Raw genomic sequence first — 23,753 nt, forward strand, 5'->3', positions numbered from 1 at the left:
TGGTGACCAGCTCCCGCAGCGGGTGCCGGGCCAGCACCGCGTCCACCTCCGGCGTCAACGCCGCCGCCAGCCGGGACGCCGCCGGACGGCTCTCGTCGCGCAGGGCGTCCACGGCGGCGAGGAGGACGCTCCTGGACCCGGAGTCGGGCACCTGGGCCGCCGCCCGCTCGTGCAGCCGGGCGCCCTCCTCCAGGACGACCCCGGTGTCCATGCCCGCCGGGATCTTGATCTGCGCGTGGTGCCGCCAGGTGGTGACCGGATCGCCCCACGCCTCCACGGTGTACGTCCACAGCCCCGGCTCCCCGGCGGTGACGGTCGCCCCCCACCTGTCCGTGCCGGGCGCGAGCTCCCGCATCGGTGTGAACGGCCCCGGACGTCCCTCGGGGTCCTTCAGCACCACATCGGCGGCCACCGCGTCGTGCCCCTCCCGGAACACGGTCGCCGAGATCTCGAACGTCTCACCGGTCACGGCCTTCGTCGGCCGGCGCCCCTGCCGGACCATCGGCCGGACGTCGAGGACGGGAATGCGCCCCACGGCGGTCGCGGGGACCGGTGTCACAGAGGCGGGCGGCGGCGGGGGACCGGTCTCGGCCGGGCGGACCGGAGAGGATCCGGCGCCGCGCTTCACGGGTGTCCGGGCGGCGCCTGGTGTCGGAGGGGATGACGAGTGGTGCTTGGCGGGCATGACCGCTCCTGTCCGCGTCAACGTGGGTGGGCGGATGACTGTGGGGAGGTGGGTCCTGCGTGGTGTTGCTGAGGGGGTACCCGCAGGAGCCTTCCCACACTGTTCGGGTGGGCAATCCGGCACGTTGCTAACTACTCGCGCGTATGTCGACACACAAGACCGGCCCCGTCCGCACGGGACGGGGCCGGTCGTCGGTGGGCCCGCTCCCACGGCCGCCGATGTCGTCCGGTGCCGTCCCGGGCGGACGGTGTCCGGCATCCCGCGCGGGCGCCGCTACGCGCGCGGAACCTGGAGCAGCCGGTTCGGCGAACCGAGCCCGCGCCCGGCCACCTTCCCGCTCGCCGCGCCCTTGACCAGCGCGTTCGCCACCTGGGCCGGGGTCGCCCGCCGGTGCTCGGCGAGATACAGCGCCGCCGCGCCCGCCACGTGCGGGGACGCCATCGACGTACCCGAGTAGGTGACCCGCGCGGTGTCGCTCGCGGCGGAGGCCGAGGTGATCGACACCCCCGGGGCGAACAGATCGAGCGCCGAGCCGTGGTTGGAAAAGGCCGGTTTCTTGTCCTGCCGGTCGGTCGCGCCGACCGTGACGGCCTGTTTCACGCCCGCCGGCGAGTACAGCGCGGCCGGCCCGCCTTCGTTGCCCGCGGCGACCGTATAGGTGACACCGGAGGCGATGGAGGTGCGGACGGCGGCGTTCAGCTGTGCGTTGTGGAAGCCGCCCAGGCTGAGGTTGGCGACCGCGGGCTTCCTCGCGTTCCGGGTGACCCAGTCGATGCCGGCGATCACCTGGGCGGTGGTGCCGGCGCCGGCGTCGTCCAGGACGCGCACGGAGACGACGCCCGCCTTCTCGGCGACCCCGTACGAGGTGCCCGCGACGATCCCGGCGACGTGCGTGCCGTGTCCGTTGCCGTCCTGCGCGGTCCGGTCGTTCTGCACGAAGTCCCAGCCGTGGCGGGCCCGTCCGGCGAACTCCTCGTGCGTGGTCCGTACGCCGGTGTCGATCACGTAGACCGTCACCCCGGCGCCCGCCGACTCCGGCCGGGTGTAGTGCTCGTCCAGCGGGAGGTTCCGCTGGTCGATGCGGTCCAGGCCCCAGGACGGCGGGTTCTTCCTGGAGTGGTCCAGCGTCACGCGGGTGTCCTGGACGACCGAGGCGACCCTCGGATCGGCGGCCAGACGCCCGGCCTGTCTCGCGTCCGCCCGTACGGCGTACCCGTTGAGCACCGTGCCGTAAGCGTGGCTGATTCTCGCCCCGTACCGTTCGGCGAGGGCCTTGCCTGCCGCCGAGCCGGCCGTCGTCCCCTCCTCCAGCGTCACCAGGTAACTGCCGGTCACGGAGCCGGGTGCCCCGGCGCCGAGTATGCGTCCCTGTGGTGCGGCGTGCGCGGGCAGGGTGGCGGCCGAGACCGCCGCGGTGCACAGCACCGCCGTCATGACCCCCGCCCGGCGCGCACGCCGTCCGCGCGTCCGTGCCATGGTCCGGGTTCCCCTCCTCCACTCGGCGCGTCCGGCGCGGGCCGGCACGCCAAAGGGGAAGCGTCTCGTGTGGGGTGAACCGCGACAAGAACGCCTATGGGGGCGGAATCGGCCATATCCGCCGTGAAGTGAATCGTTTGGCCGGGGGTGCGAAGGTGCCCGTGTCCCCCGGCTTCCCACGCGGACCGTGTCCGCGCCGGTACTGTCGGCAACGATGCCCGGACGCACACCGCGTCTCTCACGAACGCGCCGAGGTGACTTGTGAAGGCGATCCGTCGATTCACCGTCCGACCCGTGCTCCCCGAACCCCTGCGCCCCCTGAGCGACCTGGCCCGCAACCTGCGCTGGTCCTGGCACGCCGGGACCCGTGACCTGTTCCGCTCCGTCGACCCCGAACGCTGGGCCGCCGCCGGCTGCGACCCCGTACGGCTGCTCGGCAGCGTGGCGGCCGAGCGGCTCACCGAGCTGGCCGGTGACCGTGACTTCCTGGACCGCCTCGACGCGGTCGCCGCCGATCTGGACGCCTATATGACCGGCGACCGCTGGTACCAGGCGCAGACCGACCGGCTGCCCGCCGCCGTCGCCTACTTCTCCCCGGAGTTCGGCATCACGGCCGCCCTGCCGCAGTACTCCGGAGGACTCGGCATCCTCGCCGGTGACCACCTCAAGGCCGCCAGCGACCTCGGCGTCCCCCTCATCGGCGTCGGCCTGCTCTACCGGCACGGCTACTTCCGCCAGTCCCTGTCCCGGGACGGCTGGCAGCAGGAGCACTACCCCGTGCTCGACCCCAACGAGCTGCCCCTGGACCAGCTCGAGGAGCCCGACGGCACCCCCGCCCAGGTCACCCTCGCCCTGCCCGGCGACCGCTCCCTGCGCGCCCGGATCTGGCTGGCCCAGGTCGGCAGGATCCCGTTGCTCCTGCTGGACTCCGACGTCGAGGAGAACGACCTCGGCGAACGCGGGGTGACCGACCGGCTCTACGGCGGCGGCAGCGAACACCGGCTGCTCCAGGAGATGCTGCTCGGCATAGGAGGGGTCCGGGCGGTACGTGCGTACTGCGAGCTGACCGGGCACGCCGCGCCCGAGGTGTTCCACACCAACGAGGGCCACGCCGGCTTCCTCGGCCTGGAGCGCATCGCCGAACTGCGCGCGGACGGGCTGGACTTCGACGCGGCGTTGGAGGCGGTCCGCGCGGGGACCGTGTTCACCACCCACACGCCCGTCCCGGCCGGCATCGACCGCTTCGACCGCGAACTGGTCGCCCGGCACTTCGGCCCGCACGCCGAACTGCCGAACATGGAGGTCGACCGCGTCCTCCGGCTCGGCATGGAGAGCTACCCCGGCGGTGAGCCCAACCTGTTCAACATGGCCGTGATGGGCCTGCGCCTGGCCCAGCGCGCCAACGGCGTCTCCCTGCTGCACGGCAACGTCAGCCGCGAGATGTTCGCCGGACTCTGGCCGGGCTTCGACCCCGAGGAGGTGCCCATCACCTCCGTGACGAACGGGGTGCACGCGCCCACCTGGGTCGCCCCCGAGGTGTTCCGGCTCGGCGCCCGGCAGATCGGCGCCCAGCGCACCGAGGAGGCGCTGAGCGTCGGCGACTCCGACCGCTGGGACTCCGTCGCGGACATCGCCGACCAGGACATCTGGGAGCTGCGCCGCTCCCTGCGGGAACTGCTGGTGCTGGAGGTGCGCGAGCGGCTGCGCGCCTCCTGGCGGCAGCGCGGTGCCGGCACGGCCGAGCTGGGCTGGATCGACGGGGTGCTCGACCCGGACGTGCTGACCATCGGCTTCGCCCGGCGCGTCCCGTCGTACAAGCGGCTGACGCTGATGCTGCGCGACCGGGACCGGCTGATGGACCTGCTGCTGCACCCCGAGCGGCCGGTGCAGATCGTGGTCGCGGGCAAGGCGCACCCGGCGGACGACGGCGGCAAGCGGCTCATCCAGGAACTGGTCCGCTTCGCCGACGACCCGCGCGTACGGCACCGGATCGTGTTCCTGCCCGACTACGGCATGGCGATGGCGCAGAAGCTCTACCCCGGCTGCGACATCTGGCTGAACAATCCGCTCAGGCCGCTGGAGGCGTGCGGCACCAGCGGGATGAAGGCGGCGCTCAACGGCTGCCTCAACCTGTCCGTCCTCGACGGCTGGTGGGACGAGTGGTTCCAGCCCGACTTCGGCTGGGCCGTCCCCACGGCCGACGGGGCCGGGACCGATCCGGACCGGCGCGACGCCATAGAGGCCGCGGCGCTGTACGACCTGCTGGAGCAGCGGATCACCCCGTGCTTCTACGGCCGGGGGCACGGCGGGCTGCCGGACCGGTGGATCGAGATGGTGCGGCGGACGCTGAGCCTGCTCGGGCCGAAGGTGCTGGCCGGGCGGATGGTCCGGGAGTACGTGGAGCGGCTGTACGTGCCTGCCGCGCACGCCCATCGTGCGATGGACGCGGAGTCCGCGCGTGCGCTCGCCGGGTGGAAGGCGCGGGTGCGTGCCGCCTGGCACGGGGTGACCGTCGATCATGTCGAGACGTCCGTGACGGCGGCCACCGCGGAGCTCGGCAGCACGCTCGCGCTGCGGGTGCGGGTGGGGCTGGGCGGTCTGAAACCGGAGGACGTCGAGGTGCAGGCGGTGTCCGGGCGGGTGGACGGGGAGGACCGGATCACCGGTGCGACGGCTGTGCCGCTGAAGCCGGTGGGTGCGCCGGACGGGGAGGGGCGCTGGGTGTACGAGGGTCCGCTCGCCCTGGACCGTACGGGGCCCTTCGGGTACACGGTGCGGATTCTGCCCAGCCATCGCCTGCTGGCGTCGGGTGCCGAGCTGGGGCTGGTCGCGGTGCCCTCGGAGGACGTGGTGGAGGCTGCGGGGCTGCTGATGCGGTGAGGTCTCCCCGGGCGGGCGACGGCGCGGTGCCGAGGGGCACCGCGCCGAGGCGTGGGGGGAGTGGGACGCCGGATCAGCCCGCGCCGCAGCTGCCGACCGACGGCGCCGGGCTGGAGGGCCCGTTGACGGTGAAGCCGAACGACGTCGACTGTCCCGCGCCCAGGGTGCGGTTGTGGCCGGCCGGGGTCACGGTCACCACGTTCCCGTTCCTGCTGGCGGTGCCGTTCCAGAGCGAGGCGATCGTCTGGTTGCCGGCCAGCGTCAGCGGCACGCTCCAGTTGGTGACGCCGCCGTTGCCCGCGGTGATGGTCACCTCACCGTTGAAGCCGTTGTTCCACGCGTTGGTGGTGCGGTAGGTGGCGCTGCAGGCGCCCGGCGGCGGTGTCGTGGGAGTGCCCCCGTCGCCGCCACCACCGAGGGTGATGTTGGAGCTGCCGGTGCTCTGGTAGCCCTCGGTGGCCATGATCATGTAGTAGTTGAAGGCCCCCATCGGCATCCCGGCCGCTTCCCAGGCGTCGAAGTGCGTGCCGGTGTTGATGGTGCCGCTGGACCGCTTGCTGTTCCGGACGCTCCAGTACTGCTGGAAGGTCTTGGTGCCCTCCACCGACGGCGCGTTGGTCCGCGTGGACTCGTAGATCGTGTACGTGCCGCCGTCGGCGTTGACCGTGCCGCGCCGCTGGCCGGCCGACCCGGGGTTGTACGGGCCGTGGTTCTCGACGATGTAGTACTCCACCAGCGGGTTCGCGGTCCACCCGTACAGCGCCAGGTAGCCGTTGCTGCCCGGGTTGAACGTGCCGGAGTAGGTGACGTTCCGGCGGCTGCCGTTGCTCCAGCCGAGGCCGCCGACCCAGTTGTTGGTGTTGCTCCACTGGCTGCTGTACTGCCCGGCGGCTCCCAGCGTCATGGTGACGGAGCCGGGGTCGTCGGTCCAGAAGGAGTAGTAGTACCCGTTGTACGTACCGGTCGAGTTGCTGGTGAGGACCTGGTCGGCCCGTGCCGTGCCGGGCAGCAGCAGTCCGGACCCCGCCGCTGCCACCAGTGCCCCGGCACCGCCGAGGACGAACCTTCTGCGGCTGACCGTCCGTGGGTCGGAGCTGTGGGGGGATTCGCTCATAGAACTGTTCCTCCTCGTGAAGGGCACGTCAGTGACGGGGAGACACGCCGAGCACACCTCGGCGCTCACCGACGAGGCGACAGGGGACCGGTCCTACGTCCGTGACGTAGGACCGGGGAGCGCCACAACGGTCTTCCGCGGCAGAGGAGTTGTCAATGGTTTCGTAATGCTCCCGAAAGTATTCGGTGTTGTGGGCCGTTGCGGTAGCTGGGGCGAGACGAGTGCGTCGAGCGCTGGGGGAGGGGGTTTCGGGGGACTCGTCGATGCGGTGGTTCGAAACTTTCGAACCCTTTCCGACGTCGCCGTCCGGGTGTCAGTACTCCTCGAGGCCCTGCGTGGCCAGGCGGCGCAGCACCTTGCCGCAGCGGCGGGCGTAAGCGTGCTGCATCGCGCGGGTGGCCGGGCCGCCCGCGCGGGAGTACCAGCGGGCCGGCCGGCTGAACGCCTCCACCGTCAGCCACACCGTTCCGTCGCCGGTGCGGTCCACGACGAAGGACTCCTCGCCGCACTCGGGGTGCCCGGCCAGGGTGCCGTACGCCCAGCCGGCCCTGCGGTGCTCCTCCACCGTCCACACCACGCGGCAGGGCGCCTTCACGACCCCGGCGAGGGTGATGGTGACGTCGACGTCCGGGGCCGCGCGGTCGGCGGCGGCCTCGACACCGACCCCCAGCTCCCGGTGCAGCTCCCAGGTGAGCAGCGCCCGAGCCGCCTGCCGGAAGACGGCCTCGCCCTCGCCGAGGCGGGTGCGGACGTGCATCGGGTGGAAGCCGGGAGGGCAGAAGCCGGGTTCCCGGGTCGCGCCGACGTGGTCGTAGGTGAAGTCCGCCGAAGACATGGGACCCAAGAGTAGGGCGGCGCCCACGCCTTGGAGAAAGGCGGGGCGCCGCTCGTGGCACTCGTTCCCGGTTTACGGGAAGGTGAGCTTCCAGCCGCTGATGTAGCCGGTGTCGTACCGTGCCCGGTCCTGCACCCGCAGCCGCCAGGTGCCGTTGGCGGCCTCGGAGGAGGCGTTGACCGTGAAGGTCTCCTTGATGTCGTCCGCGGAGCCGCCGCTGCGGTTGCGCAGGTTGTACGCGGTGCCGTCCGGGGCCAGCAGGTCGACGACCAGGTCACCGCTCCAGGTGTGCTCGATGTCGGTCGTGACCTGGAGGTTGGAGGGCGCGTTGCCCGTCCGCCCGGAGACGGTGATCGAGGACGTCACCGCGGAGCCGTAGTCCGGGATGGTCACGTCGGTGTTGTTCTCGAAGGTCGTACCGTCACCGCCGCCGCCGTCGTCGGAGCGCGAGCCGACGTTGATGCCCGCCCACGCGTCCTGCACCGCCTTGTACTCGGCGCTGTCCGTGCCGTACAGCTCACCGGTCGCCGCCAGGGTGCCGGTGCGGGCGCCCGCGTAGTTGGTGGTGGAGGTGAACTTGGTGGTCAGCGCGCGGAACCAGATCTTCTCCGCCTTGGCGCGGCCGATGCCGGTGACCGGGAGGCCGTCCGAGGTGGGCGAGTCGTAGGTGACACCGTTGATGGTCTTGGTGCCGCTGCCCTCGCTCAGCAGGTAGAAGAAGTGGTTCGCGGGGCCGGACGAGTAGTGCACGTCGACGTTGCCGATACCGGAGTACCAGTAGTCCTTGGACGCGCCGTCCTTGCTCGGCTCGTCCATGTAGCGCAACGGGGTGCCGTCGCCGTTGATGTCGATCTCCTCGCCGATGAGGTAGTCACCGACGTCGGAGGAGTTGTTGGCGTAGAACTCGACGGTCGAGCCGAAGATGTCGCTGGTCGCCTCGTTCAGGCCGCCGGACTCGCCGCTGTAGTTGAGGCCCGCGGTGTTCGAGGTGAGACCGTGGGTCATCTCGTGCGCGGCCACGTCGATCGAGGTGAGCGGGTTGGCGTTGCCGGAGCCGTCGCCGTAGGTCATGCAGAAGCAGCTGTCGGACCAGAAGGCGTTGACGTAGTTGTTGCCGTAGTGGACCCGGGAGTAGGCGCCCACGCCGTCGCCGCGGATGCCGCTGCGGCCGTGCACGTTCTTGTAGTAGTCCCAGGTCAGCGCGGCCCCGTAGTGGGCGTCGGCGGCGGCCGACTCCAGGTTGGACGGGCTGCCGTTGCCCCAGACGTCGTCGGAGCCGGAGAACAGCGTGCCGGTGCCGGAGGTGCCGCGGTTGAGGTTGTACGTGCGGTGGTTGCCGCGCGCCCCGTCGGTGAGGTTGTACGACGACCCGGACTGGGTGGTGGTCAGGTCGACGGTGCCGCTGTAGACGGTGTGGCCGGTTCCGTTCTGGATGGCCTCCCACTCGTACAGCTTCTCGCCCGTGGTGGCGTCGGTGACGACGTGCAGCTCCTGCGGGGTGCCGTCGTGCTGGAGGCCGCCGACGACCGTCTCGTACGCCACGACCGGCTTGCCCTCGGCGGCCCAGATCACCTTGCGCGGGGCCCGGTCGACGTCGGCGCCCTCGGCCTTCTCGGCCTTCGCGGCGGACAGGGCCTGCTGCTCGGCCTCGGCGGCCGGCACCTTGGCGGTGGTGGTCGCGGGCTTCACCGCGGTCCGGGTGGCCTTGACGACGGAGTCGGCCGCGCCGGGCGCGTCGCCCTGGACGACCAGGTCGCCGCCGAGGACGGGCAGACCGTCGTAGGTGCGCTCGTAGCGGACGTGCACGGTGCCGTCGCGGTCCTTGAGGACGTCACGGACGACGAGCTTCTCCTTCGCGCCCAGGCCGAGGTCCTTGGCGGTCTCCGCCTTGGTGGCGTTCGCCTCCCGGATCAGCGCGGCGCGCTGGGCGGGGGTGAGCTTGACCGACTCGGAACCGGGCTTCGCCTTGCTCGCCGCCGCCGGTGCCTGCTCGGGGGCGGCGGTGGCGCTGCCGGACTGCACGGCCGTGGCGATCAGCGCGGCCACCCCGGCGAGGGCGACGGCGGCGGCACGGCGGTGCGTGGCGTGGGGGGTGCGTCTGTGGGACGACCTGCTTCTCAACGCTGACTCCTTCTGCGTGGCCGCGGATCGCGCGGCCTGGGGAGAACCGGGCGGCGGGTGGGCCGGCCGGGCAGAACGGAAGTGCATTTCGCTGTGACCGCGGGGCAGCGGTGGGGTGTGCTGTGGGGTTGCTGTTGAGCGGCCGTGGGAAGAGTGGCAGGTGATCGGGGTTTCTGTCAGGGGCGCGTCAAGGATTTGGCTGGAAATCGTTCGTTGTCCGGGAGTTCACGTTCGGTATACGAACAGTTGAGGGGGTGGCGTGTCTGCGGCGGGTCGGAGGGGTGCGGGGTTTTGGGATTCGCCCCCGCTGCCCCTTCCCGTCCCGTCCCCGGGGGCTGTGCCCCCGGACCCCCTTCGGCCCTGGACGGGCCTTGTCCTCAAACGCCGGACGGGCTGGTTGTGCCGGACGGGCTGGTTGTGTTGGGTGGGCGGTCGCCGTGCCAGGAGTGCCACAGAGCCGCGTAGACCCCGTCGGCCGTCACCAGGGCGTCGTGTGTGCCGAGTTCGGTCAGTCGGCCGTTCTCCATGACGGCCACGCGGTCGGCGTCGTGGGCGGTGTGGAGGCGGTGGGCGACGGCGATGACCGTACGGCCCTCCAGGACGGCCGCCAGCGCGCGCTCGGTGTGCCGGGCGGTGGCCGGGTCGAGCAGGGCGGTGGCCTCGTCGAGGATCAGCGTGTGCGGATCGGCCAGCACCACCCGCGCCAGCGCGAGCTGCTGCGCCTGCGAACCGTCGGTGGCGTGACCGCCCTCGCCCAGCTCCGTGTCCAGCCCCTCCGGCAGCTCCCGCACCCACGCCTCGGCGCCGACCACGGCCAGCGCCGCCCACAACTCGCCCTCCCCGGCGCCCGGTTCGGCGATGCGCAGATTGTCACGGACCGATCCGAGGAACACGTGGTGCTCCTGGGTGACCAGCACCACCTGCCGCCGCAGCCGCTCCGGGTCCAGGCCGGCCACCGGCACCCCGCCCACCGTCACGCTCCCCGAGGCCGGCGCGTCCACGCCCGCGAGCAGCCGGCTCAGCGTGGTCTTGCCCGCCCCGGACGGCCCCACCACCGCGAGCCGCTCGCCCGGCTTCACCGTCAGATCGACCCCGCGCAGCACCTCGACGCCCCCGTCGTAGGCGTAGCGCACCCCGGTCACGTCGATGCGGTCACCGGCCGGATCCGGACTGTCGCCCGGCTCCGCCGCGCGCGGCGCCCGGGCCAGCCCCTCCACCCGGGCGAACGACGCCCCGCTGCTCTGCAACTGCTCGACCCGCATCAGCACCTCGTCCAGCGGCCCGCTCAACTGGAGCAGATACAGGGACGCGCTCACCACCGCCCCGAGGCTCACCGCGCCCCGCTCGTGCAGCACCCCGCCGATCAGCAGCACCCCGGCCACCGGCACGGCGTACGACACCTCGACCACCGGGAAGAACACCGTGCGCAGGAACAGCGTGTGGAAGCGGGCGCGGCGGGAGGTCTCCAGCGCCTCCCGGCCGGCCCGGACCCGCCGCTCCTGAAGCCGGAACGCCTCCACGGTGCGGGCCCCCGCCGCCGTCGCCGCGACGATCTCCGCCACGTCCGAGTTGGCCGCGCCCTCGGCGAGGTAGGCGTCGCGCGCCCGGCGCAGATACCAGCGCACCGCGAGCCAGATCGGCGTGAGACACAGCAGCCCGAGGGCGCCGAGCAGCGGATCCACCACCACGACCGCCGCCATCACGAACAGCGACTGCACCCCGTTGACCAGCAGTGAGGGCCCGGCGTCGCGCAGGGTCGTACCGACGGCGGTCACATCGGCCGTCCCCCGCGCGGTCAGATCACCGGTGCCGGCCCGCTCCACCACCGACGAGGGCAGCCCCAGCGCCCGGTCCACGAACCGCTCCCGCACCCGCGCCAGCGTCCGTTCCCCGAAGCGGTGCCCCACGTACCGGGCCCAGCGGGACAGCAGCAACTGGGTGACGGCGCACGCCACGATGACCGGCGCCAGCCGGTCCACCACCGCCACCCCGCCCCCGTCGCGCACCTCGTCGACGATCCGCCCCAGCAGCCAGGGCCCGGCCAGCCCCGCCACGGCCGCCAGCGCGTTCAGGACCAGTACGCCGGCGAAGGCCCGCCCGTCCGCCCGCACCAGCCCCGCGGCGGCCCGGCGCACGTCGGCGGGCCCGGCCAGGGGAAGTCGTTCCCCGCTCATCGCACGACCTCCTCGGCGGCGCTCTCGCCGGCGTCCCTGGCCACCAGCTCCCGGTATCCGGGCTCGGTGCCGAGCAGTTCACGGTGGCTGCCGCTCGCCACCATCTTCCCGTCGGCCAGGAAGAGCACCTGGTCGGCCCGGTCCAGCACCAGCGGCGAGGTGGTGGCCAGCAGCGTCGTACGTCCCTTCCGGGCCGCGCGCAGCCGGTCGGCGACCGTGGCCTCGGTGTGCGCGTCGAGCGCCGAGGTGGGCTCCACCGCCAGCAGCACCTCCGGGTCGGCCAGCAACGCCCGCGCCAGCCGCACCCGTTGCCGCTGACCGCCGGAGAGGCTGCGGCCCTGCGCGGACACCGTCGAGCCCAGCCCCTCGGGCAGCCCTTGCACGATGTCCTCGGCGGCGGTCGCGTGCAGCGCCCGCAGCACGTCCTCGTCGGACGGGTCCCCGCGCCCGGCCACCACCTCCCGCAGCGGACCGGCGAACAGATCGGCCTCCGGGTCGGCGACCAGGATCCGCTCCCGCACCCGCGCGAGCGCGATCCCGTCCAGCCGGACCCCGCCCCAGGTGACCGCCGACGGCGTGTACCGCCCGAGCCGGTCCACCACGGCGAGCGCGTCGGCGGGGCGTACGGCGGTGAGCGCGGTCAGCCGCCCCGGCGGCACCCGCACCCCCGACTCCGGATCCTCCAGCACGGACGGCTCGGCCGGCGGGTCGGCGGTGGCGGCGTCGGCCGGCGGATCGAGCCGCAGCAGCGCCGTCACCCGCCGGGCGGCCACCACACCCCGGCTCAGCTGGTATCCGCACTCGATGAGGAACATCACCGGCCACACCAGGACGGCCACATAGCCGTACACCGACACCAGCTCGCCCACACTGATCTGCCCCTGCGCGGCCAGCCGGGCCGCGATCCAGGTCACCCCCGCGAGGAACAGCGTCGGCAGTCCCGCGGCGAGCGCCTGCATCCAGCTCGTCACGGCCCCGACCCGGTACCCCTGCTCCCGCAGTCGCCCCGAGTCCCGGCGGAACGCGTCGGAGACCAGGTTCTTCCCGCCCAGCCCGCTCAGCACCCGCAGCCCGCCCGCCAGATCCCCGATCCGCGCGGTCAGCACGCCCTGCCGCTCCCGGTACTCCGTCTCCATGCCCTGCAACCGCCCCGCCAGCGGCCCGACGGCCAGCCCGATCACCGGCACCCCGAGCAGCACCACCACGGCCAGCAGCGGCGACACCGACAGCAGCAGCCCCGCCACCACCCCGTACGCCACGACCGCGCCGATCCCCGGCCCGACGGCCGTGAGCGACTGGGCGATCATCTGCACATCACCCACCCCGATGGTGACGACCTCCCCGGCCCCGGCCCGCCGTTCCAGCGAGGCCCCCAGCCGCACCGTCTGCCCCACGACCACCTTCACCGTGCGGAAGTTGGCGTCCATCCGCACCCGCGTCATCGTGCGGTGCCGCATGATGCTCAGCCAGGAGTTGACCCCGTTCACCACGAACAGGGCCCCGGTCCAGAGCACCAGCGCCCCCATGTCGCCCGCCCCCAGCCCGTCGTCCACGGCCCGCGACATCGCGTACGGCGTCGCCGCCAGCAGCACCATCCACACACTGCCGAACACCGCCCCCGCCGCACACCGCCCCGGCTGCCGCATGACCAGCCACCACAGATACCGGGCCCCGCCCCGGCGGTCGGGCGTGCCGGGGTCCTCGTAGGCGTCGATCACCGCTCGTCCTCCCCCTGTGTGCCGTCGCGGCTACGCCAGACTGTCCCGCCAGGCCCGGTGCAGATCGGCGAACCTGCCCGTCCCGGCGATGAGTCCGGCCGGACTGCCGTCCTCCACGATCCGTCCGTGCTCCATGACCAGGACCCGGTCGGCGATCTCCACCGTCGACAGCCGGTGGGCGATCACCACCGCCGTACGCCCCTTCAGCACCGTCGCCATCGCCCGCTGCACCGCCCGCTCGCCGGGGATGTCCAGCGAGCTGGTCGCCTCGTCGAGGATGAGGACCGCCGGGTCCGCGAGCAGCGCCCGCGCGAAGGCGACCAACTGGCGCTGACCGGCCGAGATACGGCCGCCCCGCTTGCGTACGTCGGTGTCGTAGCCGTCGGGGAGCGCGGCGATGAAGTCGTGCGCGCCGATCTCCTTCGCCGCCTGCTCGATCTCCTGACGGGTGGCGTCCGGCCGGCCGATCGAGATGTTCTCGGCGACCGTGCCGGAGAACAGGAACGCCTCCTGCGTCACCATCACCACCTCGCGCCGCAGATCGCGTCCCGTGAGGTCGCGCAGGTCCGTCCCGTCGAGCAGCACCCGGCCGTCGGTGGGGTCGTAGAAGCGGGCGAGCAGCTTCGCCAGCGTCGACTTGCCCGCCCCGGTCGAGCCGACGACCGCGACCGTCTGCCCGGCCGGGAGGGTGAGGCCGAAGCGGGGCAGCACCTCGCCGCCGGTGCGGTACGCGAACCGGACGTCGTCGAAGACGACCTCGCGGCCGGGGAGCCCGGAGCGCCGCTCCGGCAGCTCGCGGGGGGCCGACGGCTCGGGCACGGACGGGGTCTGCGCCAGCAGGCCGGCGATCTTCTCCAGCGAGGCCGCCGCCGACTGGTAGGAGTTCAGGAACATGCCGAGCCGGTCGATCGGGTCGTACAGCCGCCGCAGGTACAGCACCGCCGCCGCCAGCACACCGAGTTCCAGCGTGTCGTCCGCGACCCGGTAGGCGCCCCACAGCACGATCAGCGCGACCGTGGTGTTGGCGGTGATCCGGGAGCCGACGACGTAGCGGGCCATCTCAAGGAGCGCGTCGCCGTTGGTCCGCTCGTGCCGCCGGTTCAGCACCGCGAACTCGGCGTCGTTGACGGCCTCCCGGCGGAAGGCACGCACCGGCCGGATGCCGTTCATCGTCTCGACGAACTTCACGATCACCGCCGCGATGGCCGTCGACCGCTTCCGGTACACCCGCCCCGCCCGCCGCTGGTACGACCGTACGAGCAGGTACAGCGGCACGAACGACACCACCGCGACGGCACCGAGCCCCAGGTCCAGCCAGAGCAGCAGCACCGAGATGTAGACGGCCGACAGGATGACCATCACCAGTTCCTGCAGGCCCTCCTCCAGCAGCTCGCGCAGCGACTCGACGTCGGTGGTGGAGCGGGAGATCAGCCGGCCCGAGGTGTAGCGCTCGTGGAAGTCGACGCTGAGCGCCTGCGCGTGCCGGAAGATACGGCCGCGCAGATCGAGCAGCACGTCCTGGCTGACCCGCGCGGAGGCGGTGACGAAGGCGTACTGCAGCGCGCCGGCCGCCACCGCGCACAGCAGGTAGCCCACCGCCACCGCGATCAGCGGCCCGTTGTCGTCGCCGCGGAACGCGGGCACGGCCCGGTCGATGGCGTACGCCACCAGCAGCGGGCCGGCCTGCACGGCGGCCTGCTGGAGCAGCAGCAACAGGGCGGTGACGGCGACCCTGCCGCGCATGGGGGAGAGCAGGGAACGCAGCAGTACGCCGGTGGCGCCCGGGGGAGTGGGCAGCTGGTCCTGGTCGAAGGGGTCGTCGGAGGGCGGGGTCCGGTCGTCGTCCTCGTCCCGGGCGGGTGCGGTGGTGGTCGCCGTCATCGCTCGTCGTCCTCCTGGTTCCCCGCGGGGGCGCCGGACATGAGGTGCGCGTACTCGGGGTTGTCGCGCAGCAGTTCGTGGTGGGTGCCGACCGCGGTGATCCGGCCGCCGGAGAGCAGGGCCACGCGGTCGGCGAGGAGGACCGTGGAGGGGCGGTGGGCCACGATGAGGGCGGTGGTGTCCGCGAGCACCCGGCGCAGGGCGGCCTCGACGGCGGCCTCGGTGTGCACGTCGAGCGCGGACAGGGGGTCGTCGAGGACCAGGAAGTCGGGGCGTCCGACGACGGCGCGGGCCAGCGCGAGGCGCTGGCGCTGGCCGCCGGAGAGGCTGAGGCCCTGTTCGCCGACCTGGGTGTCCGTGCCCTGGGGCAGCGCGTGCGCGAAGTCGGCCTGGGCGACGGCGAGGGCGCGCTCCAGGTCTTCCTCGCCGTCCCCGCCGCCCATCAGTACGTTCTCGCCGACGCTGGCCGAGAAGAGGGTGGGTTCCTCGAAGGCGACGGCGACGCGGGAGCGCAGTTCCTCGCGGGACATCTCGGTGATGTCCGTGCCGTTGAGGGTGATGCGGCCCTCGGTGACTTCGTGGAGGCGCGGGACGAGGGCGGTGAGGGTGGTTTTGCCGCTGCCGGTGGCGCCGACGAGGGCGAGGGATTCGCCGGGGTGGATGCGCAGGTCGATGCGGTCGAGTACGGGTGCCGTGTCAGCGGGCGCGTCCGGGTAGCGGAAGGTGACGCCGTGGAAAATCAGACCGTCCCCGCCGTCCCCGCCCTCCCGCGGGCAGTCGTGCCGCTTGGGCTGGGGGTGCCCCCTCTGGGGGAGGCACCCCGTGAGCGCCGGGTTGCGCGACTCGCCCGGGGGTTGGACACGCCGCTCGGCGCTACGAGGTGCCGCTGCGCCCACCCTCCCCCACTCTCGGCTTCGCTCGAGCGAGGGGACCCCCATCGCCCCAGCGGCACGACTGCCCGCAGCTCCGGAGGATTCCGGCTCGGCGTCCATGACCTCGAAGTAGCGTTCCGTGGCCGTTGCCGCCTCCTGGCTCATGGCCAGCAGGAAGCCGATCGAGTCCACCGGCCAGCGCAGTGCCAACGCCGTCGACAAGAACGCCACCAGCGTTCCCGCGGACAGTGACCCGTCCGCCACCCGCACGGCCCCCAGCACCAACGCCGCCCCGATGGCGAGTTCCGGCAGCGTCACTATGACGCCCAGGATCGTCGCCAGCAGCCGCGCCTTGCGCAGCTCCGTCCCCCGCAGCTTCCCCGCCAGCTCCCGGAACGCCCGCGCCTGACTGCGGTGCCGTCCGAACCCCTTGATGATCCGGATGCCGAGCACGCCCTCCTCGACGACCGTCGTCAGATCACCCACCTGGTCCTGCGCCAGCCGCGCCGCGCCCGAGTACCGCTTCTCGAACACCACGCACGTGACCATCACCGGCACGGCCGGCACCAGGATGACCAGCCCCAGCGTCCAGTCCTGGACCAGCATGATGATCACGCCGACGAGGATCGTCACCCCGTTGACCAGCAAGAACGTCAGTGGGAAGGCCAGGAACATCCGCAGCAGCATCAGATCCGTCGTGGCCCGCGACAGCAGCTGCCCCGACGGCCACCGGTCGTGGAACGCGACCGGCAGCCGCTGCAGATGCCGGTACAGCCCCGCCCGCATCTCCGCCTCGACGTGCGACAGCGGACGCGCCACCAGCCACCGCCGGAACCCGAACAGCAGCGCCTCCGCCAGCCCGAGCAGCAGCAGGTACAGCGCGCCCAGCCACACCCCCGCCGGATCCCGGTCGGCGATGGGGCCGTCCACCATCCACTTCAGGACGAGCGGGATGACAAGGCCGATGCAGGAGGCGACGATCGCGACGAACGCGGCGGTGAACAGCCGCGCCCGCACGGGCCGCACATACGGCCACAGCCGCAGCAACGTACGCACGGTGGAGCGGGATTCCGGGGGAGAAGGTGTAGTGGGCATCAGCAGCGAGCCTACGGATCGCCACTGACACTGCCCACCGAGTTTTGGCCGGACCGTCCTCCGCCGCTGGTCCTACGACCTGCGGCTACGGCAAAGTCGTACGTACCGCATCAGCCGTTCGGCCGATACCCGTTCGTGTGTCGCGGACGGTCAGGTCCGCACCCGCAGCAGCAGCACCGACCGCCCCGGCACCGTGATCCGCCTCCCCGCGGGGTGCTCCACGTCCGGCGCCCGGTCCTGCTCCTCCCGCGCGGTGTCCACGACCACCTCGTACCGCTGGGCCCACGGCGGCCCCGGCAGCTCGAACTCCACCGGCGCCTCCCCCGCGTGCAGGACGGCCAGGAAGCTGTCGTCGAGGATCTGGTCCCCGTGCTCGTCGCGTCCCGGGATGTCCCGTCCGGAGAGGTACATGCCGAGCGTGGCGGCCGGCGCGTACCAGTCGTCCTCGGTCATCTCCGTGCCGCGCGGGGTGAACCAGGCCAGGTCGCGCAGCCCGTCCGCGGAGTGCGCGCGGCCGGAGAAGAAGGCCCGGCGGCGCAGCACCGGGTGCCGGTGGCGCAGGGCGATCAGCCGGGAGGTCAGCTCCAGCAGGGGCCGCCAGTCCGGGTCGTCCACGAGCGCCCAGTCCACCCAGCCGATCTCGTTGTCCTGGCAGTAGGCGTTGTTGTTGCCGCGCTGGGTGCGGCCCATCTCGTCACCCGCGACCAGCATCGGTACGCCCGTCGACAGCAGCAGCGTGGTCAGCAGGTTCCGCAGCTGCCGCCGTCGTAGCGCCCGTACGCCGGTGTCCTCCGTCTCCCCCTCCGCGCCGCAGTTCCAGGCGCGGTTGTTTTCCGTGCCGTCCCGGTTGCCCTCGCCGTTCGCCTCGTTGTGCTTGCGGTCGTACGACACGAGGTCGCGCAGGGTGAAACCGTCGTGCGCGGTGACGTAGTTGACCGAGGCGTACGGCCGCCGCCCGCCCCAGGCGTACAGGTCGCTGGAGCCGGACAGCCGGTAGCCCATCTCCCGTACGTCCGGCAGCGCGTGCCGCCAGAAGTCCCGTACGGCGTCGCGGTAGCGGTCGTTCCACTCCGTCCACAGCGGCGGGAACGCGCCCACCTGGTAGCCCCCGGACCCGACGTCCCACGGCTCGGCGATCAGCTTCACCCGGCGCAGCACCGGGTCCTGGGCGATCACCGCGAGGAACGGGGAGAGCATGTCGACGTCGTGCATCGAGCGGGCCAGCGCCGCCGCCAGGTCGAAGCGGAAGCCGTCGACGCCCATCTCGGTCACCCAGTAGCGCAGGGAGTCCGTGATCAGGCGGAGGACGTGCGGCTGGACGACGTGGAGGGTGTTGCCGCAGCCCGTGTAGTCGGCGTAGCGGCGGGCGTCGGGCTGGAGGCGGTAGTAGCCGCGGTTGTCGACGCCTTTCAGGGAGAGCGTGGGGCCCAGCTCGCCCGCCTCCGCCGTGTGGTTGTAGACCACGTCGAGGATCACCTCGATGCCGGCCGCGTGCAGGGCCCGCACCATCCGCTTGAACTCGCCGACCTGCTGCCCCCTCGTCCCGGAGGCCGCGTACCCGGCGTGCGGGGCGAAGTAGCCGATGGAGTTGTAGCCCCAGTAGTTGCGCAGCCCCCGCCGCAGCAGATGGTCCTCGTGCGCGAACTGGTGCACCGGCAGCAGCTCCACGGCCGTGACGCCGAGCCGGACCAGGTGCTCGATCGCGGCGGGGTGCGCCAGCCCCGCGTACGTGCCGCGCAGCTCCTCGGGGATGCCGGGGTGCCGCCGCGTGAAGCCCTTGACGTGCAGCTCGTAGATCACCGAGTCCGCCCACGGCGTCTTCGGCCGGCGGTCGTCCGCCCAGTCGTCGTCATCGTGGACGACCACACCCTTGGGGACGTACGGCGCGGAGTCCCGGTCGTCGCGCACGGTGTCCGCGACATGCTGCTCCGGCCAGTCGCGGACGTGCCCGTACACCTCGGGCGGCAGCCGGAAGTCCCCGTCCACCGCACGCGCGTACGGGTCGAGGAGCAGTTTCGCCGGATTCCAGCGGGCGCCGGTCCACGGGTCCCAGCGGCCGTGCACCCGGTAGCCGTACCGCTGTCCGGGCAGCACACCCGGCACGAAGCCGTGCCAGATCCCGTGCGTCAGCTCGGTGAGCCGGGCCCTGTTCTCCCTGCCCCGCTCGTCGAACAGACACAGCTCGACCCCCTCCGCCCCGCCCGCCCACAGCGCGAAGTTGGTCCCCGCCACCCCGTCCGGGCCGACCCGGAACCGGGCGCCCAGCGGCGTCGGCCGGCCCGGCCGCACGGGCACCGTGGGCACGGGCGGCGCCGGCCGCGCGCCGTTCACGACGGCGGCCGGGCGCCCGTCCCCGGTGGCCCGCTCCGAGGCCACCGCCTCCTGCTCGGCTGCGCTGGACACCTGTCAGCCTCCCGCGGCTCGTGGGGGACGACGGCGGACAGGGGTGTACGGCCCGTTTCATCGGCTCCGGCCGCGGCTCCCGGCGCGTCGTCCTCCCCCTGTTCTGCCCAGAGCGTGCCTCGCACTCACGTTTCCCCGGGGGGCGGCATGGTCGTTTCCCGGAGGCGAGGACCGTCGTTGGGCACCGCGTGAGGTACGTACAAGGGCGCGCACGGCGCGCGAGGGCCGTGCTGGCCGCCGTAGTGACATGGGCAGGACTGCTGACCGGAGCCGCCGGCTGCACCGCGGACGGCACCGTCGGCGGGGCGTTCGGGCCCCCGGCCGCCGAGGACGTCATCCGGGTGTCGCCCGACGACGGCAGCAAGGACGTACGCCCCGACTCGGCGCTGCGGGTGCGCGTGCCGGACGGGCGGCTGGAGTCGGTGGAGGTCGTCGTGGAGCAGGACGCGCGGGAGTCGCCGGTCCCCGGGCGGATCTCCGCCGACGGGCTGACCTGGAAGCCCGACGACGCGCGGCTGGCGCTGGCCGCGAAGTACACCGTCGACGCGGTGGCCGTGGACGGCGACGGCCGCCGCTCCGCCCGGCACACCACCTTCACCACCTTTGTCCCGGAGGAACGCTTCATCGGCTACGTCGCGCCCGAGGACCGCTCCACGGTCGGCACCGGAATGATCGTCTCCCTGGAGTTCAACCGGAAGATCGTCCACCGCGCGGCCGTCGAGCGCGCCGTCCGCGTCACCGCCCGCCCGGCCGTCGAGATCCGCCCGCACTGGTTCGGCGACTCCCGCCTCGACTTCCGCCCCGAGCGGTACTGGAAGCCCGGCACCGAGGTCACCGTCGACCTGAACCTGCGCGACGTCGAGGGAGCGCCGGGTGTCTACGGCCTCCAGCACCGCACCTTCACCTTCACCGTCGGCCGCAGCCAGGTGTCGGTGGTCGACGCCGCCGCGCACACCATGCGGGTGCGCCGGGACGGGGAGCTGCTGGCCACCGTGCCGATCACGGCGGGGGCGCGGAAGACGCCCACGTACAACGGCCGGATGGTGATCACCGAGATGCTCGAGGTGACCCGCATGAACGGCGCGACGGTCGGCTTCACCGACGACGACGGCAAGGGCGAGTACGACATCCCCGACGTCCCGCACGCCATCCGCCTGACCAGCTCCGGGACCTTCCTGCACGGCAACTACTGGGCCGGCACCGACGTCTTCGGCGACTCCAACGTCAGCCACGGCTGCATCGGACTGCGCGACGTGAAGGGCGGCGGGGCGGACACCCCGGCGGGCTGGTTCTTCGACCGCAGTCTCATCGGCGACGTCGTCGAGGTCGTCAACAGCAAGGACAAGGAGGTCGCCCCCGACAACGGCCTCGGCGGCTGGAACATGAACTGGAAGAAGTGGAAGGCGGGCAGCGCGGTGAAGTGACTCCCTCGGCGGGCCGTTGAACTTGGAACGGAACGGTGACAAACCCGCCGCCTCGAACCCCTCTGGCCTGTGGTTACTATGCCCGAGCGCGCGAGGGGCGCGCGGGGGCGCGGGTCCGGCAGGGACTGGGCCCGCCGAGGGGAGAAACAAGTGAACGTGGGGCCCATATCGGGGGCGGCGCCGGTCGGCGCTCGGGGGCGCGGCGGCCGGAGGCTGGCGGCACTGGCGCTCGGCGTGATGCTGGCGGTGACCGCCTGCGGCGGCGGAGGCCCGGAGCAGAACTCCGGCTCGGGCGACGGCAAGGGCAAGGGCAAGGACTCCACCGCGGCGCAGAGCAAGCAGTCCGAGGCCGTGGTCGGCATCGCGCCCGAGGACGGCGCGAAGTCCGTCGAGACCAGCGGCGCGCTGAAGGTGAACGCGAGCAAGGGCAAGCTGACCGAGGTCGTCGTCAAGAACCCGGACGGCGACAAGATCGACGGAGAGATATCCAGCGACGGCGCCACCTGGACGCCGTCCACCCACCTGGCCGCCTCCACCAAGTACACGGTGCACGCGGTCGCCAAGGACTCCGAGGGCCGCACCGCGGCCGAGGACTCCAGCTTCACCACGCTGACGCCGAAGAACACCTTCATCGGGCACTTCACCCCCGAGGACGGCTCCAAGGTCGGCGTCGGCATGCCGTTCTCGCTCCGCTTCACCCGGGGCATCACCAACCCCGAGGACGTCGAGAAGGCCATCCGGATCACCACCGAGCCGGCCGTCGAGGTCGAGGGCCACTGGTTCGGCAACGACCGCCTCGACTTCCGCCCGGAGAAGTACTGGAAGGCCGGCACCAAGGTCACCGTCGACCTCAACCTCGACGGCGTCGAGGGCCGCGACGGCGTCTACGGCAAGCAGTCCAAGAAGGTCTCCTTCACCATCGGCCGCGAGCAGGTCTCCGTCGTCGACGCCAAGAAGCTCACGATGAAGGTCATGCGGGACGGCAAGCTCCTCAAGACCGTCCCGGTCACCACCGGCGCGCCCGGCTACGAGACCTGGAACGGCAAGATGGTCATCAGCGAGAAGCTGACGGTGACCCGGATGAACGGCGACACGGTCGGCTACGGCGGCGAGTACGACATCAAGGACGTCCCGCACGCCATGCGCCTGTCCACCTCCGGCACCTTCCTGCACGGCAACTACTGGGGCGGCGACGCCTTCGGCAACCGCAACTCCAGCCACGGCTGCGTCGGCCTGCGCGACGTCCGCGGCGGCTGGGACAAGGAGGCCCCGGCCGCCTGGTTCTTCAACAACTCCCTGATCGGCGACGTGGTGGAGGTCAAGAACTCCAACGACGCCACCATCGCCCCGGACAACGGCCTCAACGGCTGGAACATGTCCTGGGAGAAGTGGAAGGCGTAAGCACACGAAAGCACACGAACAGCCCCGCGCCCCGCCAGGGGTGCGGGGCTGTTCCGGCATACGGCTCCGCCCGGAGCGTCAGCCGTCCGCGTCCCGCCGACTCGGCCCGTAACAGGCGCTCGCCGCTCCCATGATCACTGCCCAGTAGCGGTCGCCGCCACCGCCTTGCAGACCTCCAGGACTCAGCACGCCACGCTGCCGGGCCAGGATGTCGCCGCCGGCATCGTCGCGGACATCGCCACACAGGCCCTCGCCCTGGACGACCGGCTCAAGCACATCGACCAGCAGATCCGACAGATCTTCCGCACCCACCCCCAGGCCCACATCATCGAGTCCCTGCCGGGCATGGGCCCCATCCTGGGAGCCGAGTTCATCGTCGCCGCCGGTGACCTGAGCGCCTACGCCGACGCAGGCCGCCTCGCCTCCGCCGCTGGTCTCGTGCCCGTTCCACGCGACTCCGGACGCCGCACCGGCAACCTCCACCGTCCCAAGCACTACAGCCGACGCCTCCGCCGTGTCTTCTATCTGTCCGCCCAGACCAGCACCATCCGCGAAGACCCCAACCGCGACTACTACGTGAAGAAGCGGAGCGAGGGCTACAAGCACGTCCAGGCCGTCATCGCCCTCGCCCGCCGACGTGTCGATGTTCTATGGGCCCTCCTGCGCGACGGCAGACCCTTCACCCTCCATCCACCCGTCACCCAGGCCGCTTGACGGGCCCAGCGCACCCCGCCTACCTGGCGATAGCCTGCGGGCCACACCAGAAAGGCGGGTCCAGTGGGCTTCGACGCAGAACGATCAGCGCGCATCGCTGTCATGCGGGAAACCGCCCGGCCCGTCTGGGAGGCAACCAGTGACAGGGACGCACTTCAGCAGTTCCTCAAGGACAACGGGTGTCACGGGGTGGAAGTCGTGTTCGTGACCATGGGCCTACTGGACTGCGATCTTGCCGAAGCTCAACGAGCCTTCTTCAACGCCCCATGCCGCGACGCCGAGCGCCGCTTCCACAACCGCGCCATGGACCTGCTCGAAGAGGCCGCCGACACCGACGCCTGACAGCGCCAACGGCCGGCGGAGCCTCTTGACTCAGCCATTAAGGCTCCACCGACCTCAACGTCACCGGTCCCCATATGCTCGCGGGAGGCCGCAGCGCACTTCTGTGAACATGGGATGAGATGACGGAGTTCAGCAGTACAGGTTGGATAGCTCTGTTCGCGCATCGTCAGGCAAACGTCGAGGGCTGGGATCTAGTGACACACACGGCCCTTGTCGTCGACCCCGAGCGTGGCGTCATGCGACCCGTGACCGATTACCCGGACTTCTCTCGCCTCATCCCGGCCCACAAGGTGGTCGGCGTCCTGCCCGGCCGAGGCCACCGAGCGCACTGGCGCAACTTCGAGGACGGCGTTCCGAACACGGAAGAGATCATCGGCTGGCTCGTGACCCAGCACGGTGATGCCCTGCCGTTCACCTCGGACGGAGCCACGGCGGAAGACGCCGACCTGATCCTTGCGCCTGGCGACGACGCGCCCACGGAAGCCTGAGGAGCCCAGTTCGCAGGGGAGTGCACGCAGAGCGGCGCTGTGCCCCTCACGTGCCCGATCAGCAGGAGACGAGCGGGGAACCACAGGGAACCACGGATGGATGCCCGCTCCCCGTTATCTTCTTCGCGGT

At 72.1% G+C, this 23,753-nt stretch carries 15 protein-coding genes and 1 pseudogene; 6 read left to right on the plus strand and 10 right to left on the minus strand.

What is annotated here, in order from left to right; all coding sequences use genetic code 11:
- Together AMK33_RS10820 and AMK33_RS10825 are read right to left on the minus strand one after the other, a co-directional pair.
- Nucleotides 1-685: maltotransferase domain-containing protein (locus tag AMK33_RS10820; protein WP_143203818.1), on the minus strand; the 685-nt coding region annotated here is incomplete at its 3' end.
- A 273-nt stretch (nucleotides 686-958) separates the two neighbouring features.
- Nucleotides 959-2,161, minus strand: a complete 1,203-nt coding sequence (locus tag AMK33_RS10825) for a S8 family peptidase (protein ID WP_073932565.1) — start codon at nucleotides 2,159-2,161, stop codon at nucleotides 959-961.
- Between the two features lie 261 nt (nucleotides 2,162-2,422).
- Between AMK33_RS10825 and AMK33_RS10830 the strand changes: the two genes are divergently transcribed.
- Nucleotides 2,423-5,041: a glycosyltransferase family 1 protein gene (locus AMK33_RS10830; protein WP_073932566.1), complete on the plus strand. Its 2,619-nt coding sequence runs from the start codon at nucleotides 2,423-2,425 to the stop codon at nucleotides 5,039-5,041.
- A 73-nt stretch (nucleotides 5,042-5,114) separates the two neighbouring features.
- On the opposite strand, the gene AMK33_RS10835 is transcribed toward AMK33_RS10830, so the two are convergent.
- The 8 genes from AMK33_RS10835 to glgX form a co-directional block, all read right to left on the minus strand.
- On the minus strand, nucleotides 5,115-6,155 hold the full coding sequence (locus AMK33_RS10835; RefSeq protein ID WP_073932567.1) for a glycoside hydrolase family 11 protein: 1,041 nt from the start codon (nucleotides 6,153-6,155) through the stop codon (nucleotides 5,115-5,117).
- A 313-nt stretch (nucleotides 6,156-6,468) separates the two neighbouring features.
- On the minus strand, nucleotides 6,469-6,990 hold the full coding sequence (locus AMK33_RS10840) for a DUF1990 family protein (RefSeq protein WP_073932606.1): 522 nt from the start codon (nucleotides 6,988-6,990) through the stop codon (nucleotides 6,469-6,471).
- A 72-nt stretch (nucleotides 6,991-7,062) separates the two neighbouring features.
- Complete coding sequence (locus AMK33_RS10845; protein WP_073932568.1) at nucleotides 7,063-9,111, minus strand: M4 family metallopeptidase; 2,049 nt, start codon at nucleotides 9,109-9,111, stop codon at nucleotides 7,063-7,065.
- 377 nt (nucleotides 9,112-9,488) lie between these two features.
- Nucleotides 9,489-11,285 (minus strand): ABC transporter ATP-binding protein, encoded by a 1,797-nt coding sequence (locus AMK33_RS10850; protein ID WP_073932569.1) that lies wholly within the window; start codon nucleotides 11,283-11,285, stop codon nucleotides 9,489-9,491.
- A complete protein-coding gene (locus AMK33_RS10855; RefSeq protein ID WP_073932570.1) occupies nucleotides 11,282-13,003 on the minus strand; it encodes an ABC transporter transmembrane domain-containing protein in 1,722 nt (573 codons plus the stop codon). The genes AMK33_RS10850 and AMK33_RS10855 overlap by 4 nt, the downstream gene beginning before the upstream one ends.
- 30 nt (nucleotides 13,004-13,033) lie before the next feature.
- The gene (locus AMK33_RS10860; RefSeq protein WP_073932571.1) at nucleotides 13,034-14,884 is read right to left on the minus strand and encodes an ABC transporter ATP-binding protein; all 1,851 of its coding nucleotides are present in this window, start codon (nucleotides 14,882-14,884) and stop codon (nucleotides 13,034-13,036) included.
- Complete coding sequence (locus AMK33_RS10865) at nucleotides 14,881-16,851, minus strand: ABC transporter ATP-binding protein (protein WP_073932572.1); 1,971 nt, start codon at nucleotides 16,849-16,851, stop codon at nucleotides 14,881-14,883. Before AMK33_RS10865 ends, AMK33_RS10860 begins: the two co-directional genes overlap by 4 nt.
- A 150-nt stretch (nucleotides 16,852-17,001) precedes the next feature.
- Nucleotides 17,002-19,254: a glycogen debranching protein GlgX gene (gene glgX / locus AMK33_RS10870; protein ID WP_073932573.1), complete on the minus strand. Its 2,253-nt coding sequence runs from the start codon at nucleotides 19,252-19,254 to the stop codon at nucleotides 17,002-17,004.
- Nucleotides 19,255-19,442: 188 nt separating this feature from the next.
- Here glgX and AMK33_RS10875 point away from each other — a divergent pair, with 188 nt between their 5' ends.
- The 5 genes and pseudogenes from AMK33_RS10875 (at nucleotide 19,443) to AMK33_RS10895 (ending at nucleotide 23,623) form a co-directional block, all read left to right on the plus strand.
- Nucleotides 19,443-20,678, plus strand: coding sequence for a L,D-transpeptidase (locus AMK33_RS10875; protein ID WP_073932574.1), 1,236 nt, complete (start codon nucleotides 19,443-19,445; stop codon nucleotides 20,676-20,678).
- Between the two features lie 150 nt (nucleotides 20,679-20,828).
- Nucleotides 20,829-22,079 carry a L,D-transpeptidase gene (locus AMK33_RS10880; protein ID WP_201263005.1) on the plus strand — a complete coding sequence of 417 codons (1,251 nt, stop codon included), beginning with the start codon at nucleotides 20,829-20,831 and terminating at the stop codon, nucleotides 22,077-22,079.
- Between the two features lie 150 nt (nucleotides 22,080-22,229).
- Nucleotides 22,230-22,793 (plus strand): annotated as a pseudogene (locus AMK33_RS10885) (transposase); the annotation flags it as partial.
- 63 nt (nucleotides 22,794-22,856) lie between these two features.
- Nucleotides 22,857-23,135, plus strand: coding sequence for a hypothetical protein (locus AMK33_RS10890; protein WP_143203817.1), 279 nt, complete (start codon nucleotides 22,857-22,859; stop codon nucleotides 23,133-23,135).
- A 119-nt stretch (nucleotides 23,136-23,254) separates the two neighbouring features.
- Nucleotides 23,255-23,623 carry a hypothetical protein gene (locus AMK33_RS10895; RefSeq protein ID WP_073932577.1) on the plus strand — a complete coding sequence of 123 codons (369 nt, stop codon included), beginning with the start codon at nucleotides 23,255-23,257 and terminating at the stop codon, nucleotides 23,621-23,623.
- Nucleotides 23,624-23,753 lie beyond the last annotated feature (130 nt).

The organism is Streptomyces sp. CB02400 (genome assembly GCF_001905725.1).
GTDB classification, from domain to species: Bacteria; Actinomycetota; Actinomycetes; order Streptomycetales; family Streptomycetaceae; genus Streptomyces; species Streptomyces atrovirens.